This window comes from Streptomyces sporangiiformans (assembly GCF_005768555.2).
GTDB lineage: Bacteria > Actinomycetota > Actinomycetes > Streptomycetales > Streptomycetaceae > Streptomyces > Streptomyces sporangiiformans.
Genome location: NZ_VCHX02000298.1, coordinates 1 through 15,713 on the forward strand (window position 1 = coordinate 1; position 15,713 = coordinate 15,713).

Here is a 15,713-nt window from a genome sequence, read left to right on the forward strand (position 1 = left end):
CCCAGCCACCCACCACCCCGCGCCGTAAAATCCGCATGTCAGGGCCACTCCAGAGCCGCAGGGGCCCGTCTCGCACCGCCCCACGAGGAGCCGCACCGCCATGGCCGAAAACCCCGCCTACCCCGTAGGCCTCCGCCTGACCGGCCGCCGCGTAGTCGTCCTCGGCGGCGGCCAGGTGGCCCAGCGCCGCCTCCCGGCCCTGATCGCGGCGGGCGCGGACCTCCACCTCGTATCCCCGGAAGCCACTCCCTCCGTAGAGGCGATGGCGGACGCGGGCGAGCTCACCTGGACGAAGCGCGCGTACCAGGAGGGCGACCTCGCCGAGGCCTGGTACGCCCTGATCGCCACGAGCGACCACGACGCGAACACCCGGGCCTCGGCCGAGGCGGAGGCCCACCGAGTGTGGTGCGTACGCTCCGACGACGCCGATGCGGCCACAGCCTGGACCCCGGCGACAGGCCACAGCGAGGGCGTCACCGTGGCCGTCCTCACCACGAACGCCCGGGGCCGCGACCCCCGCCACACCGCGGCCATCCGCGACGCGGTCGTGGAAGGGCTCCGCGACGGCACTCTCGTGGCCCCCCACCACCGCACCCGGGCCCCCGGCGTCGCCCTGGTCGGCGGCGGACCCGGCGACCCCGACCTGATCACGGTCCGCGGCCGCCGCCTCCTCGCCGAGGCGGACGTGGTCATCGCGGACCGCCTGGGCCCGCGCGACCTGCTCGCCGAACTCCCGCCCCACGTCGAGGTGATCGACGCGGCGAAGATCCCGTACGGCCGCTTCATGGCGCAGGAAGCGATCAACAACGCGCTGATCGAGCATGCCAAGCAGGGCAAGTCCGTGGTGCGCCTGAAGGGCGGCGACCCCTTCGTCTTCGGCCGCGGGATGGAAGAGGTCCAGGCTCTCGCGGAGGCGGGCATCGCCTGCACGGTCGTGCCCGGCATCTCCAGCTCGATCTCGGTGCCCGGTGCCGCGGGAATCCCTGTCACGCACCGCGGCGTGGCCCACGAGTTCACCGTCGTCAGCGGCCATGTCGCCCCCGACGACGACCGCTCCCTGGTCGACTGGCCCGCGCTCGCCAAGCTCCGCGGCACCCTCGTCGTACTGATGGGCGTGGACAAGATCGGCAAGATCGCCGAGACGCTCGTCGCGCACGGCAAGGCGCCCGACACCCCCGTGGCCCTCATTCAGGAAGGCACGACGGCCGCGCAGCGCCGGGTGGACGCGACCCTCGAAACGGTCGCCGAGACCGTACGCGCCCAGGACGTGAAGCCGCCGGCCGTCATCGTCATCGGCGACGTGGTGAACGTGGGCCCGGACGCCACCACGACCGGGCGCCCGGCGACCTCCGCGTAACCGGGGGTAACACACACGGTCCCAGCCGTTGGCAGCACACTCAGGACAAGGCAGTATCACCCCTGTGGCCGATCTCATCACCGTTGAGGATCCTGACGACCCGCGTCTGCGCGACTACACGGGGCTGACCGACGTGGAGCTGCGCCGTAAGCGCGAACCCGCCGAAGGCCTGTTCATCGCCGAGGGCGAGAAGGTCATCAGACGGGCCAAGGACGCCGGTTACGAGATGCGTTCGATGCTGCTCTCCGCCAAGTGGGTCGACGTCATGCGCGACGTCATCGACGAGCTGCCCGCCCCGGTGTACGCGGTCAGCCCCGAACTCGCGGAGCAGGTCACCGGCTATCACGTGCACCGCGGAGCGCTCGCCTCCATGCAGCGCAAACCGCTGCCCACCCCCGACGACCTGCTCCAGACGGCCCGCCGGGTTGTCGTCATGGAGTCGGTCAACGACCACACCAACATCGGTGCGATCTTCCGTTCCGCCGCCGCTCTCGGCATGGACGCCGTGCTGCTCTCACCGGACTGCGCGGACCCGCTCTACCGTCGCAGCGTGAAGGTCTCCATGGGCGCGGTCTTCTCCGTCCCGTACGCGCGTCTAGACTCCTGGCCCAGGAGCCTGGAGTCGGTCCGCGAGGCGGGCTTCGGCCTCCTGGCGCTCACCCCCGACGAGAAGGCCAAGACCCTCGACGAGGTGGCCCCGCACCGGATGGACCGCGTCGCCCTGATGCTCGGCGCGGAGGGCGACGGCCTGTCCACCCAGGCGCTGGTGGCCGCGGACGAATGGGTGCGCATCCCGATGGCCCACGGCGTCGACTCACTGAACGTGGGCGCGGCAGCCGCGGTCGCGTTCTACGCGGTGGCGACGGGCCGCCCGCAGACCTAGCGCTCGACTGGTCGACTGGGCGGCCCGCAGGCCTGGCAAGTGTCGGACACCACCCGGCGCGCCCCGCCGTCTCACCTCGAGATGTCCAGCGTCGAGTCGTACCGCTCGGACATCAGCGGTCCGTCCAGCGGTTTGTAGTCCGGCGCCACGCGCTCCTGCTTCCGCTGCTCCGACACGCCCGCACCGCCCGCACCGCCGAGCCCGCGCTCCGTAGCCTGGCACCCCTGCGCGGCCGCGATCCCGAGCGCCACCAGCAGCGTCACCACGACGAACACGAAGAGCCGCTGCCGCAGCAGCCGGGGGTTGGCGGGCCGCCGCCCGGCACCGGTGGTGCGCGGCGCCGTACGCCCGGCCCCACTGCGTACCGGTGTGGACCTGCCACCCGTCGAGCGGGCCGAGTTGCCCCGCGACGGCGTCGGCCGCGACCCCGAGCGCGACGGCGTACCGCTCCGCGAAGGCGGGGGAGTGCCCTGGGTACGCCGCTGGGTGCGCTGATCCGAGTAGCTCTCGGTGACCCGGCCCGCCGGCCGGTCGCCCTCGCTCGTGCGCGGCGCGGGCGGCCGCGCGTCGCCCAGCCCGTGCGTCTCACGGGCCGCGATCTCCTTGAGCCGCAACGACAGTTGGAGCGTGCTGGGCCGTTCCTCCGGATCCTTCGCCAGACATGCCTGTACGAGCGGAGCCAGCGCGTCCGGCACTCCCTTCAACTGCGGCTCCTCATGCACCACTCTGTAGAGCATCACTTCGGAACTGCCGTGCCCGAAGGGCGAGTCGGAGGTCGCTGCGTACGCGAGCGTCGCCCCGAGCGCGAACACGTCGGTGGCCGGTGTGACGGCGGCACCCCGCACCTGCTCGGGCGCGAGGAATCCGGGCGACCCCACCGCCGTACCGACGTGGGTGAGCGTGCTCGCCCCCGTCGCCCAGGCGATGCCGAAGTCGATGATGCGCGGCCCTTTCGGGGACAGCAGGATGTTCGACGGCTTGAGATCCCGGTGCACGACCCCGGCCTCGTGCACGGCGACGAGCCCCTCGGAGAGGGCGGCGCCGACGGCGGCGACCTCGGCCGCGGTGAGCGGCCCCTCCTCGGCGATCTTGTCGTGCAGTGAGGGCCCGGGGACGTACTGCGTCGCGAACCAGGGCCGGTCCGCGTCCAGATCGGCGGCTACGAGCCGCGCGGTGCACCCACCCCGGATCCGCCGCGCCGCCGACACCTCGCGGGCGAACCGCGACCGGAACTCCTGGTCCTCCGCCAGATCCGGCCGGATCACCTTCAGAGCAACCCGCTGGCCACGCCGGTCGGAGCCCAGATAGACCACGCCCATCCCACCCGCGCCGAGCCGTCGGTGAAGCCTGAACGAGCCGACGACACGCGGGTCCTCGCGCCTCAGGCGCATCATCGCCATGTCCATCCCCGCTGCCCGGTCCGTTTGACGAGCCACAGCTTACGTTTCCGCGGCCGGGCGCGCGCAGAGGCCGCGCCCTCGCCGCCCGATCGATTGTCAGTGCCCGGTGGGAAACTTGAAGGACGGTCAGGGGACGGGGGAGCCAGGGCGCGTTGAGCTCCCCGGATGCCCAACCGTCCGTCGCGGAAGGGGGATTGGATCAGTGAAGGGTGATCGCGTGGAGATAGTCGTGGACGCGGGGGACACGACGCGCACCTACGAGGTGGTGGCGAGCCGAGCGGGCCGACGGGTGGAGACGGCGGTCCGCAGGGGAGTGGTGGAAGTGAGCGAAGTCACTCGCTCCGGATCCGTGGTCCGCACGGCCCGCTTCATGGCGAACCGGGTGCTTGCCCTGGTCGAACAGCCTGTCCCCCGGGAGGACAGTTCGGAGCAGACCGGGTAGATCGGGCGTCCCCTCCGGGAAGACCCCGAGACCTAGGTCCTCGTCTCCACCCAGGGGAGTACTCACCAGGTCACCGCTCATCCTCCGGGAGGCCCGGCAATCGGTACGAGGGCATGACGCCCCGCGGGCCCCGCCCGCCTAGATTTGAGGTCAAGCGGCGGGTGCAGCACTCGTCCCCCGAGGTCAGACACCCGCCGCTGCCAGACAACAAGAGCTTTCAACAAAAGGTCAGGAGAGGGGCCATGGCGGACACGGCATCGCAGACGATGACCCGCACGCGGGGACGCAGGGCGTACATCGCCGCGTTCGGTACCCGCCGGTCCGGCCAGCGCCACCCGTTGGTGGCGACGGCCATGGTCCTCCCCCTGGCAGCCCTGCTCGTGGTCGTCTTCGGCGGCTGGGAGGCAGTGGTCACACAGGCGTCGTCCGTGGGCGTGATGCTGGGGCGCTGAGCGGCGCCCCAGGCCCGGAAGAGCGGTCCGGGCGGGGACATCCGGCCATGAAACCCCGTGGGGACGGGGGTGCGGCGGACGGCACAAATGCCCGCGCAGCTGGGGAGCTGCGCGGGCATTGCTCTTGTCTGCGTACGCTCGCGGGGCAGATCCGGCGACGTACGACCTCAGGAGGATCCGAGTGACCGCAGGCGTTGTGCCCGCGCTGACCGCGAGAGTGCGAGCCGCGGTCCACCCGGCAGCGGACCGGTGCGGCTGCGGTACGGACACCACCGTCCTGGCCGACCGCCCCGACGGCACCGTCGTCCGGCACGCCGACACCGTGGCGAAGGCGCACGCCCCCGGCACCGACACCGACGAGCTGGCCGCCCGTATGGCCGTCGCCGCGCACCCGGCCCTCAACGGCGTCCTGCTGCCGCCCCTCGGCGAGAGCGCCGTCGACCTGCACGGCCGCCTGGTCACGTTCTGGCCCTACGGAACCCCCGTGGACCCCGACACACCTGAGGCCGCCCCCTGGGAGGACGCCGCCACTCTCCTCGCCCGCCTCCACCGGACACCTGAGGCCGTCCTCCCGCCCGGCCTCCCTCCGATGCGCGGCCCGGCGAAGGCGGCCCGCGCCGTCGCCCGCCTCCGAGCCGCGGGCCCGCACCCCGCGGCCGCCCCGGTCCTGCGTGCCTGGTCCGTGCTGCCCGCCTGGGCCAGGGGTGAGGCATCGATGCCGCACCGCCCCACGCTGTGCCATGGCGATCTGCACCTGGGCCAGCTCGTTCGCGCCCCGGCCGGCGAGTGGCTGCTGATAGACATCGACGACCTCGGGTGGGGCGAGCCCGCGTGGGATCTCGCCCGGCCCGCCGCCTGGTTCGCCTGCGGCCTCCTTCCGCCCGACGAGTGGACCCGGTTCCTGGTGGCGTATCAGAAGGCCGACGGCCCTGCCGTCCCCGCGGACGCCGACCCCTGGCCCGCGCTGGACATCCCGGCCCGCGCGCTCAGCGTGCAGACCGCGGCCCTGGCGATCGCGAAGGCGGCGGAGGCCGGCCGTCCGCTCGACGAGGTGGAGCAGGCCGTGATCGACGCCTGTGACCGAATGGCCGCTCACCCGCCGGAGTTGTCACCGGGTCCGTCGAAGTAGGGTGCAACCGACCGAAGCCGGGCAGTGTCTGTCCTGGCGAAGCAGTACCGACCGGCGAGGAGTTGAGCCGACATGCAGTGTCCGAAGTGCCGAGCGCCCATGCACACGTACAACCGCAACGGCGTCCAGATCGAGCAGTGCAGCGGCTGCCGCGGCATTTTTCTCGACTATGGCGAGCTGGAGTCGCTGACCCGCATGGAGTCCCAGTGGCAGCAGCCCGCGCCGCCGCCCCCGGCCGCCCCTCAGGCCTACCCGTCCGCTCCCGCACCCGCGTGGGGCGCCCCGCACGGTGGCCACGGAGGCCATGGCGGTCATTACGGTCACAAGCGCCACAAGAGCTTCGGCCACATGCTCTTCTCCTCCTGAGCACCCCTCGGGAGCAGGACTTGAGCACCACAAAGCCCCCGGCCGTACGAGACGGCCGGGGGCTTCGGCTGGTGCGCGATACTGGGATTGAACCAGTGACCTCTTCCGTGTCAGGGAAGCGCTCTCCCGCTGAGCTAATCGCGCGGGATGGAACCGCATACGGGACCCGTCGGTCGTGCGACGGGGCCCGCTGGTAGTGCATGGTGCGTGCGCGATACTGGGATTGAACCAGTGACCTCTTCCGTGTCAGGGAAGCGCTCTCCCGCTGAGCTAATCGCGCGGGATCCGGTGAGCCGGACCAGTGGACGATACTGGGATTGAACCAGTGACCTCTTCCGTGTCAGGGAAGCGCTCTCCCGCTGAGCTAATCGTCCTTGGAGGTGGAGACGGGATTTGAACCCGTGTAGACGGCTTTGCAGGCCGTTGCCTCGCCTCTCGGCCACTCCACCAGGTATGCCGGGGGTCGGGAAGATCCCCTGCTCCTGCGAGCGGACGACGAGGTTCGAACTCGCGACCTCAACCTTGGCAAGGTTGCGCTCTACCAACTGAGCTACGTCCGCCTGTCGTTTCGGTCGGCTTGCGCGTCCCGACGACGTGTTGAACTCTAGCGGATTCCGGGGCCAGTACAAAAACGCGTTTGTGCAGCGTGCTGCGGTGCGACCGCGAGGAGACGCGGCCGAGGCGCCGGGAGGTCACCCACCATAGACTCACAGCCGTGCACGACCTCCCTGCTCTCGCCCGCTTCGGCGGCCTGGTCGCGACCGGCCTCCTCGATGTGACCAGCGACCCGGCGGCCCTGGACTCCCGTGGCTTCTGGGCCGTGTCCGCCTCCTTCGAGGGGCGTCTCGTGTGCGCCCGCTTCCGTGACGTACGTCACGAGCCCGTGCCCGCGCCGATGCCGGGGCAGTGGCGGGGTCCGTCGGTGGACGACTGGACGTCCTCGCTCGACCACGCCGCGTACACGGCGGGCGTGGGCCGTATACGGGAGTACATCGCGGCCGGTGAGGTCTACCAGGCGAACCTCTGCAGGGTCCTGTCGGCACCGGTCGCCGAGGACGCCGACGTGGACGCGCTCACCGCGCTGCTCGCCCGTGGCAACCCGGCACCCTATGCCGGAACGATCCGCCTCCGCGATCATGGCGTCGAGACGGCCACCGCTTCCCCCGAACTCTTCCTGCGCCGTGCCGGCCGGATCGTGGAATCCGGCCCGATCAAGGGCACCGGACACACCGAGGCGGACCTCCTGGAGAAGGATCACGCCGAGAACGTGATGATCGTGGACCTCGTCCGCAACGACATCGGGAAGGTCTGCGCCACCGGCACCGTGACCGTCCCCGACCTGTGCGTCGTCGAGAAGCATCCCGGCCTGGTCCACCTCGTCTCGACGGTGCGCGGCGAGCTGCGCGAGGACGCGGGCTGGCCGGAACTGCTGGAGGCGACGTTTCCGCCCGGCTCCGTCACCGGAGCCCCCAAGTCCAGTGCTCTGCGGATCATCGAGTCTTTGGAGACCGCGCCCCGCGGCCCGTACTGCGGTGGCATCGGCTGGGTCGACGCCGACCGGGGGACCGGGGAGCTGGCCGTCGGCATCCGCACCTTCTGGATCGACCGGTCCGCCGAGGGCGCCGCCGTGCTGCGCTTCGGCTCCGGCGCCGGTATCACCTGGGGCTCGGACCCCGAGCGTGAGTGGCAGGAGACCGAGCTGAAAGCCGCGCGACTGCTCGCTGTAGCGTCGGGGGCGTATACGTCGCGGACGTATACAGGGGCGTACGGTGCAGCAGGGGCGTACGACGCTGATGAAGGGACCCCTAGGTGAAGATCTGGCTCGACGGCGGGTTGCAGGACATCGAGTCGGCCCGTGTCTCCGTCCTCGACCACGGACTGACCGTGGGCGACGGCGTCTTCGAGACCGTGAAGGCGGTCGACGGCCGGCCGTTCGCGCTCACCCGTCACCTCGACCGCCTGGCGCGCTCGGCCGGCGGACTCGGGCTGCCCGAGCCCGACCTCGACGAGGTGCGCCGGGCCTGCGCCGCCGTCGTGGAGGCCAACCCGATGCCGCTCGGGCGCCTGAGGATCACGTACACCGGCGGTGTCTCCCCGCTCGGCTCCGACCGCGGCGAGCACGGTCCGACCCTCGTCGTCGCCCTGGGCGAGTCCCCGCGCCGTCCCGACTCCACCGCCGTGATCACCGTGCCCTGGACCCGTAACGAGCGCGGCGCGCTCACCGGCCTCAAGACCACGTCGTACGCCGAGAACGTCGTCGCCCTCGCCCGCGCGCGCGAACAGGGGGCGTCCGAGGCGTTGTTCGCGAACACCGTGGGGCAACTGTGCGAGGGCACCGGGTCCAATGTCTTCGTGGTCGTCGACGGCGAGCTGCACACCCCGCCGATCGCCTCCGGCTGTCTCGCGGGCATCACGCGTGCCCTCACCGTCGCGTGGACCGGCGCCAAGGAGACCGACCTGCCGCTGGATGTGCTGGAACGCGCCGAGGAGGTCTTCCTGACCTCGACACTGCGCGATGTGCAGGCCGTGCACCGGGTCGACTCGCGCGAACTCCCGGGTGCACGGGGGCCGGTGACCGCCAAGGCCATGCGGATCTTCGACGAGCGGGCCGGGAACGACCTGGACCCGTGACGTGCACGCCGGCGGCCTCAACCGGATGACGTGAAGGCGTTCCGCGGGTAGAACACCCCTGATGACCACGACCCTGCGGCCGACCGAGCCGCTTCAGCGCGAAGCGCACGGGGCGCTGTCACGCCACTACACGGTGTGTGTGAACAGCCGTCCCGTCGGTGCGATACACCTCGCGACCCACCCCGCCTTCGGCCCGTCCGTCGCCCAGATCCGTGAGCTGGGAATCGACGAACCGGACCGCCGTCGGGGACGGGGCACCGTGGCCGCGCTCGCCGCCGAGGAGGTGGCGCGAGGCTGGGGCTGCCGGCGGATCGAGGCGGCGGTGCCCGCCGCCGCGGAGGCAGCTCTGCGGCTGGCCACGGCGCTCGGTTACGTGGTGCGCTCCCGCAACATGGAGAAGCCGCTCGGCGACACCCCGCCCGCGCTGCCCGCCGGCAGCCGGAGCCGCCCGATGACGGAGGCGGAGTTCGCGCCCTGGCTCGAGCGCGGCAAGGAGGCCTACGTCCGCGACCTCATCGACCGTGGCGTGCCCGAGGCCGAGGCCCGCGCCAAGGCAGAGCCGGACCATGCCACAGCGCTGCGGGGCGGGCTCGCCACCGAGGGCAAGGTGTTCAGCGTCCTCGAACACGAAGGCACACAGGTGGGCACACTGTGGCTGGCGGCACGCGACGGCATCGCGTTCGTCTACGACGTGGAGGCCGACGAAGGGTACCGGGGCCGGGGGCACGGCCGTGCGCTGATGCTGCTGGCGGAGGCGCAGGCGATCGCCGCCGGACGGACCAGGATCGGCCTGAACGTCTTCGCGGGGAACACCCCGGCCGAGCGGCTCTACGAGTCACTCGGCTACGAGACGACCACTTACCACGTTTACAAGAGCCTGGTGTAGAGGCCGTAGGGGGCAGTGGAGGTCGTGGAGGCCGCCCGAGCTGGTGGCGGCCGCCCAGCGTCCGTGGAGGTCAGGCCTTCTGCCCGGCCAGCAGCCGGTCCACGATGGCCTCGACGCGCTCGCGCAGCCCCTCCTGGCTCTTGCCGCCGTCGAGGCGCTCACCGTCGATGACGTACGTCGGTGTGCCGGTCACGCCGATGGCCTTGCCCTCGGCCTGGTCGGCGTCGACGATCAGGATGTGCCGGCCGTCCACCAGGGCGGTGTCGAACTCCTCGGCGTCCAGGCCGAGTTCGCGAGCCACCTCCACCAGGAAGGCTTCGCCCCCGCGGTCCAGTTCCTCGACGCGGCCCAGCACCGCCTCCACGTACGGCCAGGCCTGGCCCTGTGCCGCGGCCTCCTCGGCGGCCTGCGCGGCCGCGAACGCGTGCTTGTGCTTCTCCAGCGGGAAGTGCCGCAGCCGCAGCTCCAGCCGGTCACCGTAGCGGGCCCGCAGCGCGCGCAGGTCGTCGAGGGCGCTGCGGCAGTCGGCGCACTGGAGTTCGCACCACACGTCCAGGACGGGGACGACGGGGCCTGTGGGGGAGGAGTCACTCATGGGGACCAGTGTCCTACAGCGCCCCTCCGAGCCTTGCAGAGCAGACGCCCATCGGCCTTGCAGACGCCTACCGGGCCTTACAGCCCCCTACCGAGCCCTGAGGAGGAGGCGACCCGGAGATGACCCTAGGGTCTGCTCGGACCATGGCATACCGGGCACGGAGCGGTGCAGGATGGAAGGGACGCAGCAAGCCGCTCGACCCATCCCTGCCTGGAGGACCGGATGATTGCCGAGACCGTCTGTTCCGCCGTCTCCGCGGCCGGCCTGGGCATCGCCGCGGTCACCGCGTATCGCAAGCGCTTCCTCATGGCGGCCCGCCTGGTGGCGTACTCGCTGGTCCCCCTCGGCCTGGTGATGACCGGGGCCGTCGAGTGGGTGGCTGAAACCGCCTTCAGTCCGGTGGCCTGGGCGGGCTTCGGCGTGCTCGGCGCCTCCTGGCTGCTGTTCGTGACGACGCGCGCCGTCGAGCGGCGTGGCGGCGGGACACGAAAAGAGCGCAAGGCGGCCGCCCGGGCCGCACGGCGCGAGGCGGTCGCTCCCGCGGCCTCGGCGCCCTCGCTGGGGCCGGCGAAGCCCCCGGCGACCCGTCCCGAGCCCAGGGCCAAACCCCGCGCGGCCGACTCGGCGGACGACTTCAGCGACATCGAAGCCATCCTGAAGAAGCACGGCATTTGACGCCGACGGGCACCGGATATGCCGTTCTGAAACGACACAGTCAGCCGGACGGCGCACGGAAGGCGCCCCACGTCGCGGCCCTCTATCCCAGATGCTGGACAGTCGCGTCACGGATTTCGGCTAACTACCCCATTTTCCGGGCGTGTTGATCGCCTCGGGAGTCTCAGCTGCGCCATCATCGCCCGCGAGATGCTGGACACAACACAGAGCGACGCCGCCGTGCCTCCCGAGGAGCGGCGAGGTTGTCTCTTCGCACTTTCCCAGCCACCGCTGATGATCTTCCTTGCGGTGATCGGCTGTCTCCTGCTCATGGCTTCGCTGCACGATCTGCTGCTGCTCTGAGCCGTATGCGGAGTCCCTGGCGTCACCCGCCAAGGGCTCCGTCAGCCGGCCGCCTCCTTGCGCCGCGCCCGGTAGGCGGCCACGTGCAGGCGGTTTCCGCAGGTCCGGCTGTCGCAGTAGCGGCGGGAGCGGTTGCGGGAGAGGTCGACGAAGGCACGCCGGCAGTCGGGCGCCTCGCAGCGCCGCAGGCGCTCCTGTTCCCCCGCCACCACGAAGTACGCCAGAGCCATTCCGCAGTCGGCCGCCAGATGGTCCGCGACGGACGCACCGGGCGCGAAGTAGTGCACATGCCAGTCGTAGCCGTCGTGGTCGGTGAGCCGTGGCGTGGTGCCCGCCGCGGCGACCAGCTCGTTGATCAGTGCGGCGGCGGTGCGGGCGTCGGACGCCGCGAAGACCCCGGCGAAGCGCCCGCGGATCTTGCGCACCGCCGAGAGATCGAGTTCGGACAGCGTGCCGACATCGCTGATCTCGTGGGTTCGTACGAAATCGTTCAGGGCCGCGATACTCGCGAGCCCGTCCGTCGTGTCGTCCTCCGGTGCGGTGTTCACCAGATCGACCACGGTGTCGAGGGAGCACCGGGTGTCGTGGGTGATGAGCACGTTTCGCTCCCTGGCCTGGGGGGTCGGGCGGACGCCCGCCGATGCTCGCCGATGCTAGCGGCTGTGCGACACGAGGCCTCGGCGCCGGCCGCGTCGAACAGCCGGACCTGCGGAGCGGCTGGCACAGGTGATGGTGTCGAGCGTACGTCCGGTGGAGTCGAACATACGTCGAGCCGGCGCACCGGCACCATGCACCACGCACCGGCACTGGGACCGGCACCACGCACCGGCGCCACGCACCGGCACTGGGACCGGCACCACGCACCGGCACCACGCACCGGCACTGGGACCGGCACCGCGCACCGGCGCCGCCTCCGCGGGAGTCCGCGGCGACGGCGCCGGTGTGTGCCATATGCGGTTGTCTGAGCCCGAGCCGTCTCCCCGAGTGGACGGCGCCGGGCGGCTTTGTGCGGGGCCTCGCCCTAGCTTTCCGCCAGGATGTGCGAGAGCTCCGTGTCGAGATCGAAATGGCGGTGTTCCGTGCCTGGGGGCACGGCGGCGTCCGTTCGCTTCAGGAACGACTCCAGGGCCCGCGCCGGGGCCTCGAGCAGAGCCTCCCCCTCCGGGGAGCTCAGGGCGATGCAGACGACGCCCTGACCGTGACTGCGGGACGGCCAGACGCGGACGTCGCCGGTACCCGTGGGCCGGTGCAGGCCCTCGGCGAGGAGGTCGCGGGCGAACACCCACTCGACGGTCTCCTCGGCTCCGGTGTGGAAGGTGGCGTGCACGGCGTAGGGATCGGCCGTGTCATACCGCAGTCCTGCGGGAACAGGCAGTGAGGACTCGCTCGACACAACGAGGCGCAGGTGCAGCTCGCAGCTGACCGTGGTGTTCATAAGCGCCAGGGCCTTTCGCTCAGTGTGCGCTCGGGGATTCGCACGTCGGCGAAATCGACATGCCACCTACGGTGCCGTTGTAAACCCCTCTGAGTGTTTTGCGTGTCTTTACGTAGCTCATCCGGCCGAGTATGCGTTCGTCGCGTACGACCATTCCGGTGACTGGTTTCTGTCCGGTAGGGTTTGGCCGTATGAATACGGGGAGTGACGAAACGGGGAAGGTCGTGACGGCGGCCGACGAAACAGCACGCGAGCGGGCGCTCGGGTCCCGTGCACCGGAATTCATCAAGGCCCGGCGCATGCTCCACCTGAGCTGGCAAGTGGGCGTCTTCGTGGTGGGGCTGGCCATCGTGGTGGGTGGCGTGATCATGCTGCCGCTGCCCGGGCCGGGCTGGCTGGTCATCTTCGGCGGCATGGCGATCTGGGCGACCGAGTTCGTCTGGGCGCAGCTGGTGCTCCGCTGGACGAAGCGCAAGGTCACCGAGGCGACACAGCGGGCGCTCGATCCCAGGGTGCGGCGCCGGAACATCATCCTGACGACGATCGGTCTGGTGATCATCGGGGTCCTGGTCGGGATCTACCTCTGGCGCTTCGGTTTAGAGATGCCGTGGAAGATCAAGGAATAGCGGCTCGGTTCCGCGTGCTCGGTGGGCGGTCGGAAGCACGTCCTGACATGGGGTAATGTTCTTCCTGCGCCCGGGCGATTAGCTCAGCGGGAGAGCGCTTCGTTCACACCGAAGAGGTCACTGGTTCGATCCCAGTATCGCCCACGTATGACTGGCGGCCTTCGCCTGCGGAAACGCAGCCGGGCCGCCTTCGTCGTCTCCGGCCGGCCTGACCCCGGCCCAAGCCCCGGCCTCGGTCGCCACCCAAACCCCGCCCCCCCCGGGTATCGGCGCAGGTCGCGTCGGCGCCCCGCCGAGCGCCGTGGGGCCTTCGCCAACCGCATCCGGGTCCGGTCGGCCCGGTCTCGTCCGGTCCGGCTCTCCGGCTGCCCCGCCTCCGAGCTGTCAGCCGATACGGCTGTTTGCGGCTGTTCATGTTTGCCGGGCGACGGCGGCACGGCTTCCGCCATGATCGGCGCGGCCGAGAACTTCGTACGACCGGACCACTTCGCTGGGGCGCGATCGCCGCCGGGGCGCTGCGGCTCTCCGAGCCTGTGATCTGCGGATTCTCCTGCGCGCCCTCCTGCGTCCGGTGCGGTAACCGGTGCTCTTGCCTCGCGGGAGCCCTGCCCCGTCCCGGGTAGCTCGGGGCGGTCTCGGGGACCCGGCGCGCAGTCCACGCCGTTGCCGCAACCTGGTGCCTTCGCGTGCGCTTCCCATCCGCACACGCCGAGCTCGCCTCAGCACGGCACCGCCGGACGTTGCCCGCCTCGCCATGGCCGCCCCGGCAGGTGGGCCCGCCCTTCTGTCATCTCACCGTCCCCCCGAGCTGTCACTGCCTGGGCCCCTCGCATCCCTCAACTCCCCACTCCCTCATCAACAATCTGTCCGACACCACATCAACTTCCTTCCCTCGACTCCCGTTCGACCGGTCGACCCCATCCACCCCACCTGCGCAGTCGCCCAACTCCCCTGGCAAATCAGCCAGGTTGACACCCTCGTGCGAGCGGGCCCGCCCACATCAAATCCTGTCCGAATCATTGACGTCCCCGGAGGGCCTCCGTACCTTGTGCCAGCAAGCGCTTACTTGAAACGATTCATGGAGCGGTCGAGAACGTCGCGGGGAGGGCCCTACTGTGGGTAACAACGGGAGTGTCGAGAGGCGGACGGTCCTCAAGGCGGGCGGGGCGTCGGTGGCGGCGCTGGGGCTGGCCGCGACCACGGGCTGCGGGGGAGACGGCGGCGGCTCGGGGGGCGGGCCCGTCGAGATCCGCTTCGCCTGGTGGGGCGCGGAGGAGCGGGCCAAGCGCATCAACCAGACCATCGCGCTCTTCGAGAAGAAGTACCCGAAGATCAAGGTGAAGACGGACTTCCAGGATTACGTGGCCTTTTGGGAGAAGTTCCAGACCCAGGCCGCCGGTGGAAATCCGCCGGACGTATTCCAGAACGCCGTTGCCTTCCTGCAGAAGTACGACAAGAGAAGTGTCCTCCTCGACCTCAAATCCCAAGTCGATGCGGGCAATCTGAGCCTCAAGAACTTCAGAGCCGGAGTCGAGAAGGTCGGCGAGGTGAACGGAAAACTGCTCGGCGTACCCGTCGGCTCCAACACCATGTCGCTGGTCATTGACGAGAAGGTCTTCGAAAAGGCCGGCATCAAGCCCAAGCAGGGCTGGACGTGGGACGAGTACTTCTCCGCCCTCAAGAAGATCCGCGACACCCAGAAGGTGTCGGGTGACACCGGCTACTTCGGGATCATGTACCTGTACGACCTTTACCTCCGGCAGAACGGCAAGGCGTTCTTCACGGAGGACGGGCTCGGCTTCGACGAGGCCGATCTGACCGAGTGGTGGTCGGACGGGTACAACCGCGTCAAGGCCGGGATCATCACCGACCCGAAGAAGGTCGAGCAGCTCAAGCCCAAGTCGGCGCTGGCCTCCGGCGACGGGGCGTCCGAGTTCACCTGGGACAACTTCACGGTGCGCTACACCACCGAGGGCGACAGCGCCTACGGGCTCGCACCGATCCCCACGACCGACGGCAAGGAGACCGGCCAGTACCTCTCCTCGCTCATGCTGAGCGCCTCCGCGCGGACCAAGCACCCCAAGGAAGTCGCCCAGTTCATCAACTTCATGGTGCACGACCCCGAGGTCGGCAAGATCATGGGCTACGACCGCGGCATCCTCGCCACCACCGAGCAGTTCGACGCGTACAAGCCGACCGACGCCCCCCAGCAGGCGATCGCGAAGTACGAGGAGGACGTTGCCGCGGCCGGGGTCCTCGGGACCATTACCCCGCACCCAGCCGGTGCCGACACCGTGGAAGCCGCCTTCCTGCGTATCGCCGCTGACATGTCGACGGGCAAGACCAAGGTCTCCGCCGCGGTGAAGCAGTTCTTCTCCGAGGCGAAGACCGCCCTCGCCGCCTGATGGGATCAGCAGTGACGACGCTCATCAAGGACTCTCCGCCGGATGCCCCGGAGAAGCGTCCTGGTCCCCCCGCCGCCGTCAGGCGGCGG

The 15,713-nt window shown here is 70.5% G+C and carries 17 protein-coding genes and 6 tRNA genes; 14 read left to right on the top strand and 9 right to left on the bottom strand.

Annotated features, from left to right (window positions below; all coding sequences use genetic code 11):
• The first annotated feature begins 100 nt into the window (after positions 1-100).
• Positions 101-1,357 (top strand): uroporphyrinogen-III C-methyltransferase, encoded by a 1,257-nt coding sequence (gene cobA / locus FGD71_RS37290; RefSeq protein WP_119104983.1) that lies wholly within the window; start codon positions 101-103, stop codon positions 1,355-1,357.
• 64 nt (positions 1,358-1,421) lie between these two features.
• Positions 1,422-2,240 carry a TrmH family RNA methyltransferase gene (locus tag FGD71_RS37295; protein WP_119104984.1) on the top strand — a complete coding sequence of 273 codons (819 nt, stop codon included), beginning with the start codon at positions 1,422-1,424 and terminating at the stop codon, positions 2,238-2,240.
• Positions 2,241-2,311: 71 nt separating this feature from the next.
• Here the strand turns inward: FGD71_RS37295 and FGD71_RS37300 are convergent, their stop codons facing one another.
• On the bottom strand, positions 2,312-3,646 hold the full coding sequence (locus tag FGD71_RS37300; RefSeq protein ID WP_181359356.1) for a serine/threonine-protein kinase: 1,335 nt from the start codon (positions 3,644-3,646) through the stop codon (positions 2,312-2,314).
• Positions 3,647-3,842: 196 nt separating this feature from the next.
• Between FGD71_RS37300 and FGD71_RS37305 the strand changes: the two genes are divergently transcribed.
• From FGD71_RS37305 to FGD71_RS37320, 4 genes are all read left to right on the top strand, one after another.
• A complete protein-coding gene (locus FGD71_RS37305) occupies positions 3,843-4,082 on the top strand; it encodes a hypothetical protein (protein ID WP_119104986.1) in 240 nt (79 codons plus the stop codon).
• Between the two features lie 242 nt (positions 4,083-4,324).
• Positions 4,325-4,534 (top strand): hypothetical protein, encoded by a 210-nt coding sequence (locus FGD71_RS37310; RefSeq protein WP_119104987.1) that lies wholly within the window; start codon positions 4,325-4,327, stop codon positions 4,532-4,534.
• A 181-nt stretch (positions 4,535-4,715) separates the two neighbouring features.
• The gene (locus FGD71_RS37315) at positions 4,716-5,663 is read left to right on the top strand and encodes an aminoglycoside phosphotransferase family protein (protein WP_119104988.1); all 948 of its coding nucleotides are present in this window, start codon (positions 4,716-4,718) and stop codon (positions 5,661-5,663) included.
• Positions 5,664-5,735: 72 nt separating this feature from the next.
• The gene (locus FGD71_RS37320) at positions 5,736-6,029 is read left to right on the top strand and encodes a TFIIB-type zinc ribbon-containing protein (protein WP_119104989.1); all 294 of its coding nucleotides are present in this window, start codon (positions 5,736-5,738) and stop codon (positions 6,027-6,029) included.
• A gap of 69 nt (positions 6,030-6,098) precedes the next feature.
• On the opposite strand, the gene FGD71_RS37325 is transcribed toward FGD71_RS37320, so the two are convergent.
• The 5 genes from FGD71_RS37325 to FGD71_RS37345 all read right to left on the bottom strand — a co-directional run bounded on the left by FGD71_RS37325 (position 6,099) and on the right by FGD71_RS37345 (position 6,589).
• Positions 6,099-6,173: transfer RNA gene (locus tag FGD71_RS37325), tRNA-Val, on the bottom strand.
• A gap of 64 nt (positions 6,174-6,237) precedes the next feature.
• Positions 6,238-6,309 (bottom strand) — tRNA-Val (locus FGD71_RS37330).
• A 22-nt stretch (positions 6,310-6,331) separates the two neighbouring features.
• Positions 6,332-6,403 (bottom strand) — tRNA-Val (locus FGD71_RS37335).
• A gap of 1 nt (position 6,404) precedes the next feature.
• A tRNA-Cys gene (locus tag FGD71_RS37340) sits at positions 6,405-6,478 on the bottom strand.
• 38 nt (positions 6,479-6,516) lie between these two features.
• A tRNA-Gly gene (locus tag FGD71_RS37345) sits at positions 6,517-6,589 on the bottom strand.
• A gap of 155 nt (positions 6,590-6,744) precedes the next feature.
• On the opposite strand from FGD71_RS37345, the gene FGD71_RS37350 reads away from it, so the two are divergent.
• From FGD71_RS37350 to FGD71_RS37360, 3 genes are all read left to right on the top strand, one after another.
• Complete coding sequence (locus tag FGD71_RS37350; protein WP_119104990.1) at positions 6,745-7,842, top strand: chorismate-binding protein; 1,098 nt, start codon at positions 6,745-6,747, stop codon at positions 7,840-7,842.
• Entirely contained in the window at positions 7,839-8,660 is an 822-nt protein-coding gene (locus FGD71_RS37355) for an aminotransferase class IV (protein ID WP_119104991.1), read from the top strand. The genes FGD71_RS37350 and FGD71_RS37355 overlap by 4 nt, the downstream gene beginning before the upstream one ends.
• Before the next feature lie 61 nt (positions 8,661-8,721).
• The gene (locus FGD71_RS37360; RefSeq protein ID WP_181359355.1) at positions 8,722-9,546 is read left to right on the top strand and encodes a GNAT family N-acetyltransferase; all 825 of its coding nucleotides are present in this window, start codon (positions 8,722-8,724) and stop codon (positions 9,544-9,546) included.
• Positions 9,547-9,616: 70 nt separating this feature from the next.
• On the opposite strand, the gene FGD71_RS37365 is transcribed toward FGD71_RS37360, so the two are convergent.
• Entirely contained in the window at positions 9,617-10,141 is a 525-nt protein-coding gene (locus FGD71_RS37365; RefSeq protein ID WP_119104993.1) for a DsbA family protein, read from the bottom strand.
• 222 nt (positions 10,142-10,363) lie between these two features.
• Between FGD71_RS37365 and FGD71_RS37370 the strand changes: the two genes are divergently transcribed.
• Complete coding sequence (locus FGD71_RS37370; protein ID WP_119104994.1) at positions 10,364-10,816, top strand: hypothetical protein; 453 nt, start codon at positions 10,364-10,366, stop codon at positions 10,814-10,816.
• A 189-nt stretch (positions 10,817-11,005) separates the two neighbouring features.
• Complete coding sequence (locus FGD71_RS47705; RefSeq protein WP_162931332.1) at positions 11,006-11,158, top strand: hypothetical protein; 153 nt, start codon at positions 11,006-11,008, stop codon at positions 11,156-11,158.
• A gap of 41 nt (positions 11,159-11,199) precedes the next feature.
• On the opposite strand, the gene FGD71_RS37375 is transcribed toward FGD71_RS47705, so the two are convergent.
• Positions 11,200-11,757 carry a CGNR zinc finger domain-containing protein gene (locus FGD71_RS37375; RefSeq protein ID WP_119104995.1) on the bottom strand — a complete coding sequence of 186 codons (558 nt, stop codon included), beginning with the start codon at positions 11,755-11,757 and terminating at the stop codon, positions 11,200-11,202.
• 422 nt (positions 11,758-12,179) lie between these two features.
• Positions 12,180-12,593 (bottom strand): SsgA family sporulation/cell division regulator, encoded by a 414-nt coding sequence (locus FGD71_RS37380; RefSeq protein WP_003959770.1) that lies wholly within the window; start codon positions 12,591-12,593, stop codon positions 12,180-12,182.
• Positions 12,594-12,784: 191 nt separating this feature from the next.
• Here FGD71_RS37380 and FGD71_RS37385 point away from each other — a divergent pair, with 191 nt between their 5' ends.
• The 3 genes from FGD71_RS37385 to FGD71_RS37395 all read left to right on the top strand — a co-directional run bounded on the left by FGD71_RS37385 (position 12,785) and on the right by FGD71_RS37395 (position 15,624).
• Positions 12,785-13,219, top strand: coding sequence for a TIGR02611 family protein (locus FGD71_RS37385; protein ID WP_119104996.1), 435 nt, complete (start codon positions 12,785-12,787; stop codon positions 13,217-13,219).
• A gap of 72 nt (positions 13,220-13,291) precedes the next feature.
• Positions 13,292-13,363 (top strand) — tRNA-Val (locus FGD71_RS37390).
• Between the two features lie 971 nt (positions 13,364-14,334).
• Positions 14,335-15,624: an ABC transporter substrate-binding protein gene (locus FGD71_RS37395; RefSeq protein ID WP_119104997.1), complete on the top strand. Its 1,290-nt coding sequence runs from the start codon at positions 14,335-14,337 to the stop codon at positions 15,622-15,624.
• The last annotated feature ends 89 nt before the right edge of the window (positions 15,625-15,713 follow it).

What these genes read in the sequence shown, in the direction of transcription:
- cobA (WP_119104983.1), top strand. Translation starts at nt 101, where the DNA reads ATGGCCGAAAACCCCGCCTACCCCGTAGGCCTCCGCCTGACCGGCCGC.
- FGD71_RS37300 (WP_181359356.1), bottom strand. Translation starts at nt 3,646, where the DNA reads ATGGACATGGCGATGATGCGCCTGAGGCGCGAGGACCCGCGTGTCGTC.
- FGD71_RS37310 (WP_119104987.1), top strand. Translation starts at nt 4,325, where the DNA reads ATGGCGGACACGGCATCGCAGACGATGACCCGCACGCGGGGACGCAGG.
- FGD71_RS37320 (WP_119104989.1), top strand. Translation starts at nt 5,736, where the DNA reads ATGCAGTGTCCGAAGTGCCGAGCGCCCATGCACACGTACAACCGCAAC.
- FGD71_RS37360 (WP_181359355.1), top strand. Translation starts at nt 8,722, where the DNA reads ATGACCACGACCCTGCGGCCGACCGAGCCGCTTCAGCGCGAAGCGCAC.
- FGD71_RS37365 (WP_119104993.1), bottom strand. Translation starts at nt 10,141, where the DNA reads ATGAGTGACTCCTCCCCCACAGGCCCCGTCGTCCCCGTCCTGGACGTG.
- FGD71_RS37370 (WP_119104994.1), top strand. Translation starts at nt 10,364, where the DNA reads ATGATTGCCGAGACCGTCTGTTCCGCCGTCTCCGCGGCCGGCCTGGGC.
- FGD71_RS47705 (WP_162931332.1), top strand. Translation starts at nt 11,006, where the DNA reads ATGCTGGACACAACACAGAGCGACGCCGCCGTGCCTCCCGAGGAGCGG.
- FGD71_RS37380 (WP_003959770.1), bottom strand. Translation starts at nt 12,593, where the DNA reads ATGAACACCACGGTCAGCTGCGAGCTGCACCTGCGCCTCGTTGTGTCG.
- FGD71_RS37385 (WP_119104996.1), top strand. Translation starts at nt 12,785, where the DNA reads ATGAATACGGGGAGTGACGAAACGGGGAAGGTCGTGACGGCGGCCGAC.